Source organism: Aeromonas sp. OTU364 (assembly GCF_038440395.1).
Taxonomy (GTDB): domain Bacteria; phylum Pseudomonadota; class Gammaproteobacteria; order Enterobacterales; family Aeromonadaceae; genus Aeromonas.
Genome location: NZ_JASATR010000005.1, coordinates 101,010 through 117,525 on the forward strand (window position 1 = coordinate 101,010; position 16,516 = coordinate 117,525).

The 16,516-nt window shown below is 64.2% G+C and carries 15 protein-coding genes; 7 read left to right on the forward strand and 8 right to left on the reverse strand.

Translation table 11 applies throughout. The features are described 5' to 3' along the window. Positions 1 to 4: 4 nt before the first annotated feature. The 5 genes from menC to AAHB08_RS07820 form a co-directional block, all read right to left on the reverse strand. On the reverse strand, positions 5 to 934 hold the full coding sequence (gene menC, locus AAHB08_RS07800; protein WP_139439151.1) for an o-succinylbenzoate synthase: 930 nt from the start codon (positions 932 to 934) through the stop codon (positions 5 to 7). Then, positions 934 to 1,794, reverse strand: coding sequence for a 1,4-dihydroxy-2-naphthoyl-CoA synthase (menB, locus tag AAHB08_RS07805; protein WP_446699518.1), 861 nt, complete (start codon positions 1,792 to 1,794; stop codon positions 934 to 936). The genes menC and menB overlap by 1 nt, the downstream gene beginning before the upstream one ends. Positions 1,795 to 1,880: 86 nt before the next feature. Beyond that, a complete protein-coding gene (menH, locus tag AAHB08_RS07810; protein ID WP_342058618.1) occupies positions 1,881 to 2,645 on the reverse strand; it encodes a 2-succinyl-6-hydroxy-2,4-cyclohexadiene-1-carboxylate synthase in 765 nt (254 codons plus the stop codon). Then, positions 2,635 to 4,368 carry a 2-succinyl-5-enolpyruvyl-6-hydroxy-3-cyclohexene-1-carboxylic-acid synthase gene (menD, locus tag AAHB08_RS07815; protein WP_342058619.1) on the reverse strand — a complete coding sequence of 578 codons (1,734 nt, stop codon included), beginning with the start codon at positions 4,366 to 4,368 and terminating at the stop codon, positions 2,635 to 2,637. Before menD ends, menH begins: the two co-directional genes overlap by 11 nt. Before the next feature lie 30 nt (positions 4,369 to 4,398). Further along, entirely contained in the window at positions 4,399 to 5,718 is a 1,320-nt protein-coding gene (locus tag AAHB08_RS07820) for an isochorismate synthase (RefSeq protein ID WP_342058620.1), read from the reverse strand. A 208-nt stretch (positions 5,719 to 5,926) separates the two neighbouring features. On the opposite strand from AAHB08_RS07820, the gene AAHB08_RS07825 reads away from it, so the two are divergent. From AAHB08_RS07825 to AAHB08_RS07845, 5 genes are all read left to right on the forward strand, one after another. Further along, entirely contained in the window at positions 5,927 to 6,832 is a 906-nt protein-coding gene (locus tag AAHB08_RS07825) for a 1,4-dihydroxy-2-naphthoate polyprenyltransferase (RefSeq protein WP_162519292.1), read from the forward strand. Between the two features lie 273 nt (positions 6,833 to 7,105). Beyond that, positions 7,106 to 9,232 carry a pyruvate/proton symporter CstA gene (gene cstA / locus AAHB08_RS07830; protein WP_342058621.1) on the forward strand — a complete coding sequence of 709 codons (2,127 nt, stop codon included), beginning with the start codon at positions 7,106 to 7,108 and terminating at the stop codon, positions 9,230 to 9,232. 59 nt (positions 9,233 to 9,291) lie between these two features. Continuing rightward, positions 9,292 to 9,489: a YbdD/YjiX family protein gene (locus tag AAHB08_RS07835; protein WP_025325546.1), complete on the forward strand. Its 198-nt coding sequence runs from the start codon at positions 9,292 to 9,294 to the stop codon at positions 9,487 to 9,489. 24 nt (positions 9,490 to 9,513) lie between these two features. Continuing rightward, positions 9,514 to 10,527, forward strand: coding sequence for a CobW family GTP-binding protein (locus tag AAHB08_RS07840; RefSeq protein WP_342058622.1), 1,014 nt, complete (start codon positions 9,514 to 9,516; stop codon positions 10,525 to 10,527). 13 nt (positions 10,528 to 10,540) lie between these two features. Next, a complete protein-coding gene (locus AAHB08_RS07845; RefSeq protein ID WP_342058623.1) occupies positions 10,541 to 10,759 on the forward strand; it encodes a DUF6500 family protein in 219 nt (72 codons plus the stop codon). Between the two features lie 77 nt (positions 10,760 to 10,836). Here AAHB08_RS07845 and AAHB08_RS07850 read toward each other — a convergent pair whose 3' ends face one another. Then, positions 10,837 to 12,231, reverse strand: a complete 1,395-nt coding sequence (locus tag AAHB08_RS07850) for a PepSY-associated TM helix domain-containing protein (protein ID WP_342058624.1) — start codon at positions 12,229 to 12,231, stop codon at positions 10,837 to 10,839. A 259-nt stretch (positions 12,232 to 12,490) separates the two neighbouring features. On the opposite strand from AAHB08_RS07850, the gene AAHB08_RS07855 reads away from it, so the two are divergent. Next, positions 12,491 to 12,898: a hypothetical protein gene (locus tag AAHB08_RS07855; protein ID WP_342058625.1), complete on the forward strand. Its 408-nt coding sequence runs from the start codon at positions 12,491 to 12,493 to the stop codon at positions 12,896 to 12,898. A gap of 33 nt (positions 12,899 to 12,931) precedes the next feature. On the opposite strand, the gene AAHB08_RS07860 is transcribed toward AAHB08_RS07855, so the two are convergent. Both AAHB08_RS07860 and dbpA read right to left on the reverse strand, forming a co-directional pair. Then, positions 12,932 to 13,222 (reverse strand): YkgJ family cysteine cluster protein, encoded by a 291-nt coding sequence (locus tag AAHB08_RS07860; RefSeq protein WP_041206500.1) that lies wholly within the window; start codon positions 13,220 to 13,222, stop codon positions 12,932 to 12,934. Between the two features lie 90 nt (positions 13,223 to 13,312). Beyond that, positions 13,313 to 14,692 (reverse strand): ATP-dependent RNA helicase DbpA, encoded by a 1,380-nt coding sequence (dbpA, locus tag AAHB08_RS07865; protein ID WP_139439596.1) that lies wholly within the window; start codon positions 14,690 to 14,692, stop codon positions 13,313 to 13,315. 531 nt (positions 14,693 to 15,223) lie between these two features. Between dbpA and AAHB08_RS07870 the strand changes: the two genes are divergently transcribed. Further along, on the forward strand, positions 15,224 to 16,429 hold the full coding sequence (locus AAHB08_RS07870; RefSeq protein ID WP_342058626.1) for a NupC/NupG family nucleoside CNT transporter: 1,206 nt from the start codon (positions 15,224 to 15,226) through the stop codon (positions 16,427 to 16,429). The last annotated feature ends 87 nt before the right edge of the window (positions 16,430 to 16,516 follow it).

Below are 16,516 nucleotides of genomic sequence, written 5' to 3' on the forward strand. Positions count from 1 at the left end.
CCCTTCAGTCACGGTGAAACAGGGGAGTCATCAGGCTTGGGTCGGGTTGACCCTGCTTGTCCAGCAGATCCCTGGCCAGCCAGCGCCTGGTGTCGAGGCCGGGGGCCTGATCCGGCGCCCACTCCCCGGCGAGGCGGGCGAGCTGACCGAGGCCGACGCCGGACTCGAAACAGGAGGAGACGATCACCTTCAGCTTAAGCTCGCGGGCGCGGGCCACCAGGGCCTCGCTGTTGGCCAGGGAGCCGAGCAGGGTCGGCTTGAGCACCAGGGCCTTCAGCTGGGGTATGGGTTCCCAGGGCTTGCCCTGGGCCAGCAACTCGTCGAGGGCCACCGGCATGCCGGTGCGGTTGGCGACGAAGGCGATGTCGGCAAAGTCGGCGCACAGATCTTCCAGGTATTCGATCCGGTTCGGATCCAGGTGACCGCAGAAGGCCCAGGCCTCCTCCCGGGTCCAGCCCTGGTTGGCATCCAGCACCAGCTTGAGATTGGGACGCCGATCGAGCAACAGGCGGATCAGCGCCAGCTCGTCCCGCATGGGGTAGCGGGCCACCTTCAGCTTGGCCTTGAGGGGAGTCTCGTGCAGCCACTGCTTCCAGTTCTTGAGCAGCTCCTGGGGGGAGCCCTGAATGAGGGGATAGGGTTCGGGCAGGCTGGCGTCCTGTTGTGGCCAGTGACGGCGGGCACAGTCGAGCCCGAATTGCACCGAAGGCAGCCGGGGGGCCGGGGTCTGTCCCCTGGCCAGCTGCGCCAGGCAGGCCAGGCTCTCGGCCTGGGCCTCGGCCAGGCTCTCCCTGGAGAAACCGGGCAGGGGGGCTATCTCCCCCCAGCCGTCGTTGATGCGCACCAGCAGGCCCTCTCGCGCCACCTCCACCTTGCCGTGAAAGGTCAGGGGCTGGGTAAAGGGCAGTTGGTAGCGATAGAGGGCGAGTGTCATCAGGGGTTCCGCTTGTATTTGGAGAAGTCGGGGCGGCGCTTCTCGTTGAAGGCGTTGCGCCCTTCCTGACCCTCTTCGGTCATGTAGAAGAGCATGGTGGCATTGCCCGCCAGCTCCTGCAAGCCGGCCTGGCCGTCGCAGTCGGCGTTCAGGGCGGCCTTCAGGCAGCGCAGGGCCATGGGGCTGTTTTGCAGCATCTCCCGGCACCAGCGCACGGTTTCCCGCTCCAGCTCGGCCAGGGGCACCACAGTGTTGACCAGCCCCATGTCGAGTGCCTGCTGGGCATCGTACATGCGGCACAGGAACCAGATCTCGCGGGCCTTCTTCTGGCCGACGATGCGGGCCATGTAGGAGGCACCCCAGCCGCCGTCGAAGGAGCCCACTTTCGGGCCTGTCTGGCCGAACTGGGCGTTGTCGGCGGCTATGGTCAGGTCGCACATCATATGCAGCACGTGGCCGCCACCGACCGCGTAACCGGCCACCATGGCCACCACGGGTTTGGGGCAGGTGCGGATGTCGCGCTGGAAGTCGAGCACGTTGAGGTGATGGGTCCCCTCGTCGTCGCGGTAGCCACCGTAGTCGCCCCGGATCTTCTGGTCACCGCCGGCGCAGAAGGCCTTCTCGCCGAAGCCGGTCAGTATGATGGTGCCCACCTTGTCGTCGTAACGGGCATCGGCCAGGGCCTGCAGCATCTCTTTCACTGTGCGGGGGCGGAAGGCGTTGCGCACCTGGGGACGGTTGATGGTGATCTTGGCAATGCCATCCAGGGACTTGTGATAGAGGATGTCCTCGTAACCGGCGGAGCAATCCTGCCACTCAATGGGAGCGTACAGTTCCGCTTCCGTCATTGCCTCAATCATGGTGTTTTCCTTCTGGTGTGGTAATGGTCAGCCGGGCAATCCTGTCAGGGGCGACGGTGGCATGGGGTTGCGCTTCCGTCATTGCGTCAGTCATGACTCTTCTCTTCTGGTTGCTTGACCCAGTCTTGCAGGAGCCGGGCAAAGGTGTCGGGCTGGCTGGCGTGCAGGTTGTGCCCGCCATCCAAAGCCAAGTGATTGATATTGCAGCCTTGCTTGACCAGCTGGCAAGCCAGGCGATGGAATTTGTGATCCCGGCTGCCGGAGATCCAGCGCACCGGCAACCGGGTTTTGCCCAGCCAGGGGGCGAGATCCGGCTGCTTGCCAAGGGAAGTGGCGCGCAACATGGTCGCCACAGCGGAACCCTCATTGCCAAGGCGCCTGGAGATCTGACGGCCACGGGCCTCCTCGTCCAGATCGGCGAACACCCCCTGCCGGTACCAGTCCGCCAGCACCAGGGCCAGGGGCTCGCACTCGAAGCGCCGGGCCCAGCCCTCGTCGTGGGCGAGGCGGGCGGCGCGCTCGGCCTCCGGCAGGCCCGGATGGCAGTTCTCCAGCAAGAGCGCCTGCAACCCGGCGGGGGACTGGCTGGCGTGATAGAGGGCGAGCCGCCCCCCCAGGGAATAGCCCGCCAGCCGGTAGCGCGCGATATCCCGCGCGGCCAGCTCGCCGCAGAGCCAGCGATGGGCCTCGTCAAAGCCGCTCACCCTCAGCCCCTTGTTGCTGCCGTGGCCCGGCAGATCCAGGGCCAGGCACTCGAGGCCGGGCAGGGCCTGGATGACAGGTCGCCAGTCGTCGGCATTGCCGAGCAGGCCGTGCAGCAGCACCAGCGGCGCGGCGGGATCAGAGGCCACGGATAAGGGTTCCCAATGCCTTGAGATCCTCGGCCACCTCGTTGCTCGGCACCTTGATTTCAATCAGGGTTACCCCTTTTTCCAGGGCGGTTGCGTAATCTTGCTCGAACTCGGCCAGGGTGGTCGGCGCCCTGTAGTGCAGGCCGAACATGGTGGCGGCGTGCTCGAAGTGCAGGCCGTGGGGCAGGCAGTAGTAGGTCTCCAGCAGCTGATCCCGGGTCGGCACCGGCAGCATGCGGAAGATGCTGCCACCGTCGTTGTTGAGCAGGATCACCACCAGGGGGCGGCTCGATTTGCCGAGCAGGGCCAGGCTGTTGAGATCGTGCAGGGCGCTGAGATCCCCGAGCAGCAGTGTGGTCGGCTCATCGCTGGACAGGGAGAAACCGAAGGCCGTGGCGATCAGGCCGTCGATGCCGGAGGCGCCGCGGTTGGTCATCAGCCGGCTGGGGCCCTTGCCGGTTTCGCCGAGCATGTCCATCAACCGGGCCGGCATGCTGTTGCCGACGAACAGCTGGCCCTGGATGAGCTGGGTCAGCCGGTGGCAGACCCCGAGCTCGGAGAAGCGATCGCAGGCGCGGCGAATGTGACTGCTGATGCCCTGCTGACGCTCCGCCAGCCGGTGCCAGGGCAGGTGGCGATGGTCCACCGGATGGGCCGCGGCGAAGGCGCCGGGCGTGCACACCAGGCGGCGACGCAGCCGGTAGTCCGGATCCAGCCTGGCCGGTTGCGGGTCCACCAGCCAGTAATCCTGCCAGGGGTGCTGCTTGATGAACTGGCCGAGCCGCTTGGAGATGAGGCGGGCACCGAACTGCAGCAGCACCTCGGCCCGGGCCAGCTCGGTCACGAAGCAGCTGTTTTGCAGGGCAAGATCCATGTGGATGAGGTTGCGGCTGTCGAAGCGGATCTGGCTCTGCAAGTCCGCCAGCAGCGGCCAGCCGAGGCGCTCGGCCAGCTGGGCCACCCGCTGCGCCTCGGCCGGATCCTGAATGCGGCCCGCGACTATGACGCCGCGCTTGCCCTGCAAGGCGGCCCAGTCGGGCTGGCGGGGGCAGTGCTGCTCGCCCTGCTGCCAGGGGCTCCAGGGCTCACTTGAATGGAGCCAGTCGCCGAGCGGGGCCAGGTAGTCGGAAAAGTCCAGGTACGCCTCGCCGGGATAGAGGGGCTCGGGGTACATGCAGTTGAAGTGAACCGGCCCCGGGGTCAGTGCCTGCTTGGCCATGGCCTGATCCACCGAGCTCAGCACGAAGGACGCCGGTATGGTCGGGGTGGGGCTCGGCAGGTTCTGCTGATAAACGGGGTAGCGGCCGAAGATCCCCTGCTGATCGATGGCCTGGTTGGCGCCGTTGTCGATGAGCTCGGGCGGTCGATCGGCCGAGAGAATAATCAGCGGCACGCCTGTGAGCTGGGCCTCGGCCACCGCGGGCCAGAGGTTGGCCACCGCAGTGCCCGAGGTCATGATCACCGCCACCGGGCGGCCGCTCCCCTTGGCCAGCCCCAGCGCCATGAAACCCAGACCCCGCTCGTCGAAGTGGAGATGGCGGCGAAAGCCGGCATGGGCGGCGGCGGCCATGGTGAGCGGCGCCGAGCGGGAGCCGGAGGCCAGCGCTATGTCCCGCACCCCGAGGCGATAGAGCTCTTCCAGCAAGAGGGAAGACCAGACGTGGTTGAAGGTGGCATGCTGGCTGGCAAACGCTCGGTGCTCAGGCAATTGGCTGGCGGGCATAAGGCTCTCGCAGTGGGTCGATGAAAAACGCTATCCCAGCAGGGAGAGCACGTTGGCGATCTTGTTGTCGAGCTCGGCCCACTCGGCGGCGGGCTCGGATCCGGCCACTATGCCGGCACCGGCAAACAGGCTGATGCCCCGGCCCGTGATGCGGGCGCTGCGAATGGCGACCGAGAACTCCGAGGTCTCCCGGCTCAGCATGCCGCAGGCACCGGCGTACCAGCCCCGCTCATGGGGCTCGAACTCGCGGATAAAGGCGAGCGCCGCCTCGCGGGGGGCTCCGCCCACCGCCGGAGTCGGGTGCAGGGCGGCCAGCAGTTGCCAGTCGCACACGCCGGGTTTGAGCTCGGCCTCGATGTCGCACTTGAGGTGTTGCAGCAGCCGCAGTTTCAGGATGCGCGGCTCGGTCAGGGTGGCGTCCGTGGTGAGCGGGGCCAGCCGGCTCAGGATGTCGGCGTGCACCAGCCGGTTCTCCAGCCGGTTCTTGCTGTCGGCCAGCAGCTCGGCGGCCAGGGCCGCGTCGGCCGCCTCGTCACCGGAGCGGCGTATGGTCCCCGCCAGCGCCTCGGTGAAGAGGTGGCTGCGTTCCCGGCGATAGAGGCGCTCGGGGGAGCAAGAGATAAAGCTCTGCTCGGGCGAAAACTGGAAGCCGAAGTGGAAGCACTCCTGGGCGTGACTTGCCCACTGGGTGAGCAGGGACCAGGGGCAGAGGGGATCATCCCCATGCTGGCGGGTCAGCACGCTCTCCCGGGAGAGCACCACCTTGGGGGTGTGGGCCTGAAAGGCGGGGCTGGTTACCCGCTCTACCAGGGTTTGCCACTGGGCCTGACCCGGGACATCCTGGCGCAGCCAGGGCCGTTTTTGCAGGGCGGGCAGGGGGCCTTCCGGCTGCAGGGCGTCGAGGGCGGCCTCGGCCGCCTGCAGTTCGGCATCCAGATTGCCGTCGGTCAGCCAGAGGTTGAGGCAGAGGCTGACACACTCCCCCCGGCGCACCAGCTCGATGCGCGGCAGCACGAAGCGGCAGGGGCCGAACCCCTGCCAGCCTGGCTGGGCCGGGTCGAACGCCAGGCCGCCGTAGTAGCGGGGGCTGTCTTCACTCGTTGAGTTGGCGAGATCGCAGACCCGCTGGATATCCGCTGGCCGGGTCAGCTCGTGGATGGCGCCGAGGGCCACGTACTCAGGGCTCCTGGGGCCGCGGGCCTGCCAATAGATGCGGGGATACAGGGTCTGCGCCGCCAGCCATCCCGGGAAGAGGTCGACGTTGGCCGCCACGCGCAACCGCACGAAGCCGCTGACATTGCTGTGACGCAGGGCGTCCAGTTGTTGCTTGAGATGGGTCTGAGCCAACATGGATGTCTTGTCTGAGCCGGATAGTCGCAATCGCTCTGGGGAGGATGGCGCAGGTTGATGCCAAAGGGCGATGATTTCCTATATATTATCTGCCCATTCTTCCATGTAAATTGCCCGAGGGAGCCCAGCCCCCACGGAGCCAAGTATACCTAAATCCGGTTCGATAACCCTTAACACGATCAATATCTGATTGTTTGGCCATCACAATATGACAAATACCTTCTCTGTTTGGTTGCTGGCGGCGCGTTTGCGAACACTGCCCCTGGCGTGCTCCTCCATTTTGCTGGGCTCGGGGCTCGCAGCCAGCCGGGGGGCCTTCGACGGCGCCATCATGGGTCTCTCCCTGCTGACCGCCATCCTGCTGCAGATCCTCTCCAACCTGGCCAACGACTATGGTGATGCGGTCTCCGGTGCCGACAACGGCGAGCGGATCGGGCCCCAGCGTGCCGTGGTATCCGGCCTCATCACTCGCCACCAGATGTGCATCGCCATGGGGTTGACCGCGCTGGCGGCCGTGGTGAGCGGCCTCTCCCTGCTGGTCTGCGCCTTCGGGGAGGCGTGGCAGCAGATCCTGACGTTCATCCTGCTGGGGGGCGCCGCCATAGTCGCGGCCATCACCTACACGGTGGGCAAGACCCCTTACGGCTATCGCGGCTTCGGGGACATCTCGGTATTCCTGTTCTTCGGCCTGCTGGGGGTGCTCGGCTCCTACTACCTGTTCACCCATACCCTGGAATGGGATCTGCTGCTGCCCGCCACCGCCTGCGGCCTGCTGGCGACCGCCGTGCTCAACATCAACAATGTGCGGGACATAGAGAGCGATGCCGCCAGCGGCAAGATCACCCTGGCGGTGCGGCTCGGCCGCAACCGCGCCATCGCCTACCACTGGGTGCTGCTGGGGGCGGCGCTGCTGGCCACCATCGCCTTCCTGCTGACCCAGCCCATGAGTATCTGGCCCTGGATCTTCCTGCCCGCCATCAAGCCCCTCACCGATGCCGCCCGCACCCTGCGCGAGAGTTTCGACGGCGAGGTGTTGACCGGCGCCCTCAAGAAGACCGCCATCAGCGCCTTCCTGTTCAGCCTGCTGCTCTCGGTCGGGCTGGCGCTCTCCTGAGCGCTGTTCAGCCATGAACTGGTACGCCAGGCGAACAAGGGCCCCGTGAAGGGGCCCTTCTTGTTGCTGTGCCTTGCCGTTTTCTTCAAGTATTTCAGCGCCTTCCTCTTGCTCTTCAGGCCCGATGGCCGTGATCCGGCTGGCAATATTGAGAAATTCTCGGAACGGGTCGCCGACTTGTGACGGGCCTCGATTGTGGCACGGCTTCGATTGCTATAGAGATGTAAGCGTATGGGGTTCCATATGTAAAAAACCAATGGCAGGGACAGGCTTATGGACAGGTTAGGGAAACATCTCGGATGGGGGCTGCTGGCACTGCTGGGCGCCAGCTCCCTCGGTTACATCGCCCTCAACAGGGGCGAGCAGATCAATGCGCTCTGGATAGTGGTCGCGGCTGTGTGCGTTTATCTTATCGCCTACCGCTACTACGGGCTCTTCATCGCCAAGCGGGTGCTGGCGGTCGACAGCAGCCGCATGACGCCGGCGGTGCGGCACAACGACGGTCTGGACTATGTGCCGACCGACAAGAAGGTGCTGTTTGGCCACCACTTCGCCGCCATCGCCGGCGCCGGTCCCCTGGTCGGCCCCGTGCTGGCGGCCCAGATGGGCTATCTGCCCGGCATGCTCTGGCTGCTGGCCGGGGTGGTGCTGGCGGGGGCGGTGCAGGACTTCATGGTGCTGTTCGTCTCCACCCGTCGCGATGGTCGCTCCCTCGGCGAGCTGATCAAGTCGGAGATGGGCCCGGTCGCCGGGGTCATCGCCCTGGTCGCCACCTTCATGATCATGGTGATCATACTGGCGGTGCTGGCGATGATAGTGGTCAAGGCGCTCGCCCACAGTCCCTGGGGCACCTACACGGTCGCCTTCACCATACCGCTGGCCATCTTCATGGGGATCTACACCCGCTACCTGAGGCCAGGCCGCATCGGCGAGGTCTCCATCATAGGTCTGGTGTGCCTCATCTTCGCCATCGTCTCCGGTGGCTGGGTGGCCGAGAGCCAGACCTGGGCTCCCTATTTCGACTTCGACGGGGTGCAGCTGACCTGGATGCTGGTGGGCTATGGCTTCGTCGCCTCTGTGCTGCCGGTCTGGCTGCTGCTGGCACCGCGGGACTACCTCTCCACCTTCCTCAAGATAGGCACCATCATAGGCCTGGCCATCGGCATACTGGTGACCCAGCCGACCCTGCAGATGCCGGCGCTGACCCAGTTCGTGGACGGGACAGGCCCGGTCTGGGCCGGGGATCTCTTCCCCTTCCTGTTCATCACCATCGCCTGCGGCGCCGTCTCCGGCTTCCATGCGCTCATCTCCTCCGGTACCACCCCCAAGATGCTGGCCAACGAGAACCAGGCCTGCTTCATCGGTTATGGCGGCATGCTGATGGAGTCCTTCGTCGCCATCATGGCCCTGGTCTCCGCCTGCGTCATCGATCCGGGCGTCTACTTCGCCATGAACAGCCCCCTGGCGGTGCTGGCACCGGCAGGCACCGCCGACGTGGTGGTTTCCGCCGCCGCCGTGGTGAGCAGCTGGGGCTTCCAGATCACCCCGGAGACCCTGACCCGCATCGCCAGCGAGGTGGGTGAGCAGAGCATCATCTCCCGTGCCGGCGGTGCCCCGACCCTGGCGGTCGGCATGGCCTACATACTGCACGGTGCCCTCGGCGGCCTGATGAACGTCGCCTTCTGGTACCACTTCGCCATCCTGTTCGAGGCGCTCTTCATCCTCACCGCCGTAGATGCCGGCACCCGGGCCGCGCGCTTCATGCTGCAGGATCTGATGGGGGTCATCTCCCCCTCCCTCAAGCGGACCGACTCCCTGCCGGCCAACCTGCTGGCCACCGCCCTCTGCGTGCTGGCCTGGGGTTACTTCCTCCATCAGGGGGTGGTGGACCCGCTCGGCGGCATCAACACCCTGTGGCCGCTGTTCGGCATCGCCAACCAGATGCTGGCGGGCATGGCGCTGATGCTGTGCGCCGTGGTGCTGGTGAAGATGAAGCGCCAGGCCTACGCCTGGGTGGCCCTGCTGCCCACCAGCTGGCTGCTCATCTGCACCCTGTCGGCGGGCTGGGAGAAGACCTTCAGCGACAATCCCAAGCTCGGCTTCCTGGCCATCGCCAACAAGTTCCAGGCCATGATCGACAGCGGCGCCATCCCGGCCCAGTACACAGAGTCACAGCTGGCCCAGCTGGTGTTCAACAACCGGCTGGATGCGGGGCTGACGCTGTTCTTCATGGGGGTGGTGGTGATCCTCGCCTTCTTCTCCCTGAAGACGGCCATGAAGGCGCTTAAGAGCCCGCAGCCGACCGCCAGGGAGACGCCCTACCAGCCGATGCCGGCACAGCAAGGTGCCCCGCGGCCCGAGTCTGATGACGACGGCGATCTGGCCCCCAGCCTCAAGTAAGTCGGCAGGCCGGCCCCCCGGGGTGCCGGCCTCTCCGCGACGGTGAACAAGGAGCAAGCATGTTTGATACCCTGGCCAAGGCGGGCAAGTATCTGGGACAGACCGCCAGGCTGATGGTCGGCGTGCCCGACTACGACAACTATGTGCAGCACATGCGGCTGACCCACCCGGAGCAGACCCCCATGAGCCACGACGAGTTCTTTCGCGAACGCCAGGATGCCCGCTACGGCGGCAAGAATGGCGGGCGTTGCTGCTAATAGACCCATCACAGGACTCCCATAATGACGAATGCTGTAGCGGTCACCCTGCTGACCGGTTTTCTCGGCGCCGGCAAGACCACCCTGCTCAACCACTTCCTGCGCCATCACGCCGATGCCTCCGTGGCCATTCTCGAGAACGAGTTCGGCGCTGCCAATATCGACGGCGCCCTGCTGCAGGGGAGTGACAGGGTCAGTGTGGTGGAGCTCAGCAACGGCTGCGTCTGCTGCAGCGTGCGGGGGGAATTTCGGGCCGCCTTGAGCGATCTGCTGGCCCGACGGGCGGCGGGGGAGCTCAACTTCGAGCGGCTGATCGTCGAGACCACGGGGCTTGCCGATCCGGCCCCCATCATCCAGACCTTCTTCGTGGAAGAGGCGCTGCGGGATGCCTTGCGCCTCGATGCCGTCATCACCCTGGCGGATTGCGAGCATATCGGTCGCCAGCTGGATGAGCATCCGGTGGCGGCGGCCCAGCTCGGCTTTGCCGACCGCATCCTGCTCACCAAGACGGACAGGGTGGACGGAGCGACCCGGGAGGCGGCCATAGCGCGAGTCCAGGGCATCAACCCCAAGGCGCAGATCATCGACATAGTGCGGGGGGAGTGCCCGGCCGGGCTCTGGCTCGATCTCGATGCCTTCTCCCTGAGCGACGAGCTGAGCCTGAGCCCAGGCATCAAGATAGTGCGTGGGGGCGGTCAGGGCGTCGAGGCGTTTGCCCCCCTCTCGTCCCGACCCCGCTCCTGGCAGGATGTCATCTCGGCCCACCTGTTCGAAGGGGGCGAGCTGGACTTGAAGAAGATAGGGGCCTTCATGGAGCAGTGCATAGAGCAGCATGGCAACGACATGTTGCGCTACAAGGGGGTGCTGGCCATCGCCGGGGAGCCGCGCCGTCTGATAGTGCAGGGGGTGCACAGGGTGGCGGGGTTCGATTACGGTTCCCCCTGGGGGGATGAGGTGCCCTGCTCGCGGCTGGTGGTGATCGGTCGCTACCTGCCCCTTGAGGCGCTGGAAGAGGGGTTCGCCCTGACCCGGGCCTGAGGAAAAATAACAGATGCGTGAATCACTTAAACAGAAAATCATCCAGGTCTGCCAGCAGAAGATTGGTCAGAAGGGGGAGGGGGTGGGCGTCTCCTTCTATGCCTTCTTCGCCAACAGGAACGACGACCCCGAGCTGCTGATGGAGGCGGCGACCTGGTGGATCCAGACCCAGAGACTCGACCACTTCGAGAAGGCGCGCAAGATCATCGCGCTGGTCGAGGCCATGAAATAGGGCGAGATGAAACAAGAAGGGCTCCTGATGAGGAGCCCTTCTTGTCTATGGTTTGCGGCTATCGTCGCCGAGTGTTCTCAGCTGGCGGGCGCCACGGCCGTCCGGCGGGAGAAGAAGAGGCAGTCCAGCAGCCAGATGGCCAGCATGGAGGCGCCCACCAGGGGGAAGCAGATCCCGAGCACGACCAGCACTGCGATGGCGCCGCCCATGGGGGGCAACTTGGCGGGCAGGGGCGGGGCGGCGAGCCGGCCCCGGGGGCGGCGGCTCCACCAGATCCAGAGTCCGCTCACCGAGCTTGCCAGCACCATCAGGCAGATGATCAGCATGACGAGCTGGTGGGGCCAGCCGTAGAGCTTGCCGGTGTGCAGCATGACGCCGGTTTCCACCGTCTTGGCAACCGGGCCGTAATCCTGCCAGCGCACGTCGGCCAGCACCTTGCCGCTGTATTGATCGATGTGCAGGGTGGCGTCGTTGCGCGGATCATCGGCGAACAGGGCTATGGTATAGACGCCTGTGTCACCGATCGGCGGCGTGATGCTGTAACCCGGGTGAACCCCGCGCTCAGTGGCGATCTCCACTACCCGTTGCAGGGGGATGCGGTGGCTGGCCATGACCATGCCGTCGTGTTCCCCGCCATGGTTCATGGCGCTGTGATCATGGCTTTCCGGCGCCGGCTGCGAGCTCGGTATGGGCGTGTTCTCGACGGCCCAGGGCACAGTCTGTTCATGGGCATGGTTGAGGGTGCGGGCGAGAGGAGCAGATTTCGGCACCTCGTTCCACATGGCGGCCGGGAAACGGTTCCAGACGTTGGCGAACTGATCCCCCCAGAAGCCGGTCCAGGTCATGCCGCTGAGCAGCAGCAGCAGCAGGAAACCCGCCCCCCAGAAGCCGACCACGGCGTGCAGATCGCGCCACCAGAGGCGTCCGCGCTGGTTCATTCTGGGCCAGAGGATGCCTCCTACGCCGGGTCCCTTGCGCGGCCACCACAGGTAGAGTCCACTGACGAGCAGCACTATGCCCCAGCCGGCGGCCAGTTCGATCAGGCGATCCCCTGTGGTGCCGAGCAGCAGCTCCGCATGCAGGGCGCGGGCCACCGCCTGCAGGTTCCACTTGTTGTCCATGGTGCCGAGCAGGGCGCCGCTGGCGGGATCCATGAAGAGGGTCAGTTCGCGCTCGCCCTGATTGACGATGATCTGGGCGCTCGCATCCGTGGCCACGGGGGGCAGGTATTTGCGCAGACTGGCATCGGGCATGGCGATCTTCGCCTTGGCCAGCAGCTGGTCGGCACTCAGGGTCTGGGTGGCGGGGGCCACCTTCATCAGCTCGGGGTAGAGCAGGTTGTCGAGCTGGGGCTTGTACAGGTACAGGATGCCGGTGAGGGAGAGCAGGATCAGAAAGGGGGCGACGAAGAGACCGGCATAGAAGTGCCAGCGCCAGATCCTTTGGTAATAACTCGCGTCTTGATGCTTCATCTTGGATCCTTGCGCCGAGGCTAAAGATTGCAGTTGGTGGAACGTTTGAGTGGCGCGGATGATAGCAGCAACGTTTTATTAACTGCAACAGAACATGCTGGCTCCGCCTTCACTTCGTTGCGCGCCTTGATTGTGCCATCTGGTGTCGATGCCTGCCGGTGAGGGCCGGGGCTCCATGGACTTTTTGCATATAAATCCTTACCTTGTTGCAACATCAGGCGGCGTCGGCACGACGAAAAAATCAGGGGAGGAGGGGGACGTGCACTTGCAACCACACGGCCATTTCGAGATGCAGCGACAGGGGCAGGTGCTGATTTGCCGCCCGAGCGGCCCCTTCAATCTGGCGGGCGCCATGGCCTATGAGGCTGCGTTCAGCCAGCAGATCGCAGGATTGCGCGATGCCCCCTGGGGGATCGTCGAGGTGGCGACCGAGTTCGAGGCCGCCGGTCCCGAGGCGCTGGCGCGTTTTCGTCGTCAGTTTGGCTGGTGCGCCGCCAATGGCTGCGATTTTCTTGCGGTCGTGGTGGTGGGCGGGTTCAAGCGCTATCTGGCGGATCAGGTCTTCAGCGATCTGCCGTTCAAGGCGGTGTGTTACTTCGAGCAGGAGGCGGCGGCCATCCACTGGTTGGGGGAGCGGCTCGGCGGCGACGTCACGCCGGTGAGCTGACCCGGTAGCCCGGGGCCGTTCTGTCTGCCAGCCTCACTCCAGCTTGATAAACCACTTGTCCCGCTCGTCGACACAGTCGGGCTCGCCCATCTCGAACTCGCGGCAGATGAGGGGCCGCACCTCATAGATGCGGCACATCATGGTGTTGCGGTCGAGGGCGGCACACCAGCCATCTTCCAGCCGGCGCATCACGGGGATCTCCCCTTCCCGATCGAGCACATAGCGATCCGGCACGCCTGTGTCGGTAAAGAGCATCACTTCGAGGCGGCAGCAGCAGGCTTCGCAGTTCTGGCAGCTCACGTCGGTTTGGATTGCTTGGGTCATGGTGCCTGTCTTGCCGCATGGCGGCATGGAAATATATGAAACAGGCGCCTGTCAGGCGCCTGTGGTCTGGCCAACGGCTTGTGAAGAACCTTAGCCCAGTTTGCGGGCGCGGTAGCTGCGCCCCTTGATCTTGCCTTCCTGCAGCCGCTTGAGGGCGGCGCTCGCCACCTGACGCTTGACTGCCACGTAGGAGTACTGCTCGGAGATCTGGATCTTGCCCACGTCGCTGCCGGCAATGCCGCCTTCGCCGGTCAGGGCCCCCAGGATGTCACCGGCCCGTACCTTGGTCTTGCGGCCCGCATCGATGGAGAGGGTCACCATCTGCGGCGCTATCGGCTTGATGTCGCGGCCCAGGGTATCGAGATCTCCCAGCGGCATGGGGGCCTGCTGGTACTCCTCGATCAGGTTGACGCGCTGGGCTTCGTTCGGCTGATACAGGCTCAGGGCCAGGCCCTGCTGGCCGGCACGACCGGTACGGCCGATGCGGTGCACATGCACTTCAGGGTCGTAGGTCAGCTCGTAGTTGATGACGGCGCCCAGCTCCTTGATGTCGAGACCCCGGGCCGCCACGTCGGTCGCGACCAGTATGGTGGCGCTGCCGTTGGCGAAGCGTACCAGTACCTGATCCCGCTCCCGCTGCTCCAGATCGCCGTTCAGCGCCAGGGCCGAGAAGCCCTTGGCGGCCAGGTGATCGGCCACGTCGTTGCAGGCGCGCTTGGTGTTGCAGAACACCACGCAGGAGCTCGGTTGATGGTGGCTCAGCAGCCAGGTGAGGGCGTCGAGGCGCTGACCTGCCGGCACTTCATACAGCTTCTGTTCGATGGCGCTGCCCTCGTGCAGGGACTCCACGCTCACCTCGACCGGGTTGCGCTGCACACCGCGGCTCATCTGGGCTATCCCCTCCGGATAGGTGGCGGAGAACAGCAGGGTCTGACGGCGCTCGGGCGCATGGCGGATCACCTTGTTGATGTCTTCGCCAAAGCCCATGTCCAGCATGCGATCCGCTTCGTCCAGCACCAGGGTCTCCAGGCTGGAGAGCTCCAGGGTGCCCTGCTCCAGATGCTTGAGAATGCGACCCGGGGTGCCGACGGCGATGTGGGCACCGAAGCCCAGGGTGGCGGACTGGGGTGCGGTCGGGGTGCCGCCACACAGGGTCACCAGCTTGACGTTCGGCAGGGCGCGGGCCAGACGACGGATCTCCTGAGCCACCTGATCCGCCAGCTCGCGGGTCGGACAGAGCACCAGGGCCTGTACGTCGACACGGTTGACGTTGAGGCGTGAGAGCAGGCCGAGGGCGAAGGCGGCTGTCTTGCCGCTGCCGGTTTTTGCCTTGGCGATCAGGTCTTTGCCCTCGAGTACCAGGGGCAGGCTCTGGGCCTGGATCGGGGTCATCTGCAGGTAACCCAGGCTGGTGAGGTTCTCTTGCAGGGCGGGGGAGAGATTGAGGCTGCTAAATTCGCTGTTGTTCACAAAAGGACTCTATTTCGGAGAAAACGGGGATGCGTCGTGCGCAAGGGCGCGCATTGTATCAGAAAGCGCTGCCGGGTGTGGCGGATTTTTGAACGCTTAAGCCCGTGCAACCTCGGGGCGGCTTCATCCGTTCCCATGGCGACAGAGAGGCGCAACCGGGGTGGCACCAGGTGAAGGTTTGCGGTCGTTCGCTAATTATTTATCGGAGGTAAACGTTTTTCGTCCCGACTGATTAAATATTCCGGGTTGAAATATGTGCCGCGCAGAGGAGTGAATGTTGCGAGAATGATGCTGGAATATCCATTGGCGTTGTCTGTACAATTTCTACATTCCTATCGATATGTTTTATAAGTAGATTTTTACTTTTCGTTGCGCGATTAATATACAGTTAATGGTTAATTAATTTAAAAACGTTTGTATTATATCGCATACATATTATTGAACCAGATTGTGATGGCTATCTGATTTTTAAATATACGATTCTTTATGATGGCGCCGGTCAAAAATAACAATTCACTGGGTGCTACTGGTATGGAATACGTTCACTTTGTGCTTGGACTCGTGATGGTCCTCGCGCTGGCGTTGCTGGCAAACCGCCGCAACTGGAAACAGATCAAGCTGCGCTATATCGGGCAGCTGTTGGTGGTGGAACTGGCGCTGGCCTGGTTCATGCTGAACTCCGAAGTGGGCCTGGCGGTCGTGGGTGGCTTCGCCGCCGGCTTCACCAAGCTGATGGAGTTTGCCAAGCAGGGGACCGACTTCGTGTTCGGCGGCCTGGTCAACGAAGGGGCCTTCTCCTTCTTCCTGATGGTGCTGATGCCCATCGTCTTCATCTCCGTGCTGATCGGCATACTGCAGTACATCCGTCTGCTACCCATCGTCATTCGTGGCATCGGCACAGTGCTGGCCAAGATCAACGGCATGGGCAAGCTGGAGTCCTTCAACGCCATCAGCTCCATGATCGTCGGCCAGTCCGAGAACTTCATTGCGCTCAAGAACACCTTGCCGCACCTGAACGAGAAGCAGATGTACACCCTGGCGGCGACGGCCATGTCCACCGTCTCCATGTCCATCGTCGGTGCCTACATGCAGCTGATCGAGCCCCGTTACGTGGTGGCCGCGCTGGTGCTCAACATGTTCAGCACCTTCATCGTGCTGTCGCTCATCAACCCGTACGAGCCTGACAATACCGTGACCGACGCCAAGGCGCTGGCCGAGGGGGACGAGCACCATACCCCGAAGAAGGAGAACTTCTTCGAGATGCTGGGGGAGTACATCATGGCCGGTTTCTCCGTTGCCGTGATAGTGGCTGCCATGCTGGTGGGCTTCATCGCCCTGATCGCCCTGGTCAACTACCTGTTCGAGATGGCGTTTGGCGTCAACTTCCAGCACGTCATGGGCTACCTCTTCTACCCCATCGCCTGGATCCTCGGCATCCCGGGTGGTGAGGCGCTGCAAGCCGGCTCCATCATGGCGACCAAGCTGGTGACCAACGAGTTCGTGGCCATGATGGATCTGGGCAAGATTGCCGCCGATCTCTCGCCCCGCACAGTGGGCATCCTCTCCATCTTCATGGTGTCGTTCGCCAACTTCAGCTCCATCGGCATCATCGCCGGTGCGGTGAAGGCGCTGAACGAAGAGAAGGGCAACATGGTCTCCCGCTTCGGTCTGAAGCTGGTGTACGGCTCCACTCTGGTGAGCCTGCTCTCCGCCGTGATCGCCGGTGTGATGATCTAATCGCACCTCGCCATCACCATGACAAACCCCTGCCTCGGCAGGGGTTTGTTTTTCTGGGTGAGTCAGCCGAAAGGTGGTTCTGCTCAT